This window comes from Acidovorax sp. NO-1 (genome assembly GCF_000238595.1).
Classification (GTDB): Bacteria; Pseudomonadota; Gammaproteobacteria; order Burkholderiales; family Burkholderiaceae_C; genus Acidovorax.
In genome coordinates this window covers 1-1,928 of the sequence record NZ_AGTS01000025.1, presented here as the reverse complement: position 1 = coordinate 1,928, position 1,928 = coordinate 1, and the positions used below count along the sequence as shown (strand labels likewise).

Below are 1,928 nucleotides of genomic sequence, written 5' to 3'. Positions count from 1 at the left end.
CAATTCCTTCAACCGCGGGCAAAGATCAAAGCCCAACAACCGGGCCAGTGCCATCGCAAAATCGGTGTAGCCGTGGGTGTCCACCGCCAGTTGGCTGGTTTCAAGGCGTTCCTGACGTATGACGCCTTCAATGGCCACGCCAGCTTGGCGCTCATTGAGCACGAAGGGCTGTGCGTGAAAGATTCCCCAGCGGTCGCGTACATGGGAGTAGATGCCAATGGAGGGCGTGTTGCGCCGGGGATCAAGCCGGGCCTGCCATACCCGCTTGGTTGTCTCCATGCTCATCATGTCAGAAGACGCCAGGTCTGAACGGCCCCAAGTGGTGGCGATCGGGTGGCGTTGCATAAACTCCAGCACCGCCTGGCAAGCCTGACTCAGACGGCGTTCGTCCCGTGCCCAGCGCATGGCCTGGCGGATGCTGGTGGCAGACAACTGCGGAATCATGCGCGCGCATTCGATGGCTGTCAGACTGGTGCCGTGGGCCATGATGCCGGCATAGACCATCAGCAGTTCCGCTGTTGACCGTGGTTCACGGCCGAGCATGATCCAGCTGAAGCGCACCTGGGCGTCAACGGCCAGAATCACTTCAGGCAATTGCACTTCGCCGATGCGGTGATCCAAAGCCGCCCGTAGCTTGGTGACTTCGGGGTCTTCGTCTTCGGCGGGTAAAACTGAGAGGTGGAGTTCATCGTCGACGCGCAGTACGCCACTGCGTGCCGCCGCAGCCACAGCATCGACACCTGCAGTTACCTTGGCCAACAATGGCTTCAGAAAGGTGGCCGCCTTGCCGGGCAGCGACAGACGGGCATAGTGCTTCTTGGACTCGTCCTTCCAACGTTCGTCCGTGAAGAACAGGCGTGCACGGCCCCTAAAACTCAAGCTGTGCTCGATCCAGACCGATCCATTGCGCACCGCGCGGCGCAGGGCAAACAAGGTGGCAACCTCCAATGCCCGAAACGCCCGTTCCCGGTCTGGGCTGGATATGGCGGCTTGCCAGACCTTCCCCAGGCCTGGCGCGACAACGCCATCCGGCAACTTTCTGATGTTACTGGCGTAATAGGCGCTCAATTTCGTCAGGGCGTCGATGGTGGGATGCTCTCCGGTGGCTTGCCATGGAAGCTTTGCAATTGCCACAAGCAGTGAGCGTACGGGGCGAATGACATCAATCAATCCTTCGCGCACAAGGGAGGCCCGACTGGGTGGCTTGCGTTTCTGGGTTTCGATGACCAAGGCTTCAAGCCGTGCGCGCAGCTCGGCGTCCGGCACAGCGCCCTGGGCGCTCAAGGCCACGAGTTCGGCCAGTAGCGTTTTGTACATCGCCGCCCAGTTGACGGTGGCGGGGACCTCGGCAGCGGTCTGGCGCCACAGATCGGCAATCCGGCGCTGCACCATCAAAATCAACTGGTCCGTGGTGGTGAACAGGCAATACCGCAGAAAGCAGGCGACCTCCACGGTGCGCGCGGGTTCCTTGATCTTGGCGCCGGCAGACGGCGGCCGAGAGACTAGTCGGCGCGCGTAACGGCGCAAGATGAGATCGGGGATGTCGGTCAGGTGTTTATGAACGTCCAGCTCGTACAGCAGATCGATGCGTTCAAGTACCTCGCTGATTTGGCGGGTTGAGTGCTTGGCCGGCGCCGACCACAGCCAGCTTTGTTGGGTTTGTCCATCTGGGCGCAGCTCTGCAACCGAGGTTCGCCACCGATCAAGGGTTGCCGGATCGACGCTGGCGGCGATTGCAGCACCTGTCTCCGCTTCGAGCTGGGTGAGTGCGCTCGCAATCAAAGTCCGGATGGCCCGCTCGTGCACGATCACCAGCTTATTCTTGTACAGCCATTGGCGGGCCCTCCCGAGCAGTTGATCGCGGTCGGCGCAACGGGCCACTTCGTCCCGCAGTTCACGCACCAGGGAGCGGCGTTGGTGCTCGCTCA

At 61.5% G+C, this 1,928-nt stretch carries 1 protein-coding gene; it reads right to left on the bottom strand.

Annotated elements, in window-relative coordinates; all coding sequences use genetic code 11:
- Positions 1–1,928: Tn3 family transposase (locus KYG_RS02165; RefSeq protein ID WP_008903178.1), on the bottom strand; the 1,928-nt coding region annotated here is incomplete at both ends.